Here is a 421-nt window from a genome sequence, read left to right as displayed (position 1 = left end):
GTTTTAAGCTGCGGATCTTTTTCCAGCTTAGCAATAATTTCGTCCCAGGATTTCGACGCCATTTCAATCGGGTTCAACGGCGGTCCACCAGCCTGATCCTGCAATGTTGCCGCACGACCATCCCAGAACTGCTCAACGTTAAATACTGAGTTAAATACCGTCGGCGCGTTAATCGGCCCAACTGCGCCACCAACACCAATCGATGTTTTTCTGCCATCGACGCCCCCCGCATTCAACGCATGGCAATGAGCGCATGAAATGGTGCTATCAGCCGATAAACGGGGATCGTGATACAGCGCAAAACCCAACGCCACTTTTTGCGCATCGGTAGGCAGTTTTTGCGGGATGGGCTGCACCGGTTCATTGCGATGTTCCGGAGCAGTATCATTGCTGGCGTAATATTCCGCGCGCTGTTTTGCAA

Annotated in this window: 1 pseudogene; it reads right to left on the bottom strand. The window is 52.0% G+C overall.

Going from position 1 to position 421, the window contains the following annotated elements:
* Window positions 1-421: pseudogene (gene ccp / locus AC5RWQ_RS30615) on the bottom strand (cytochrome c peroxidase); the annotation flags it as partial.

The organism is Micromonospora sp. BS32, assembly GCF_059089345.1.
Note: the sequence above shows the minus strand (reverse complement) of the source record. Positions and strands in the feature narration are given on the sequence as shown.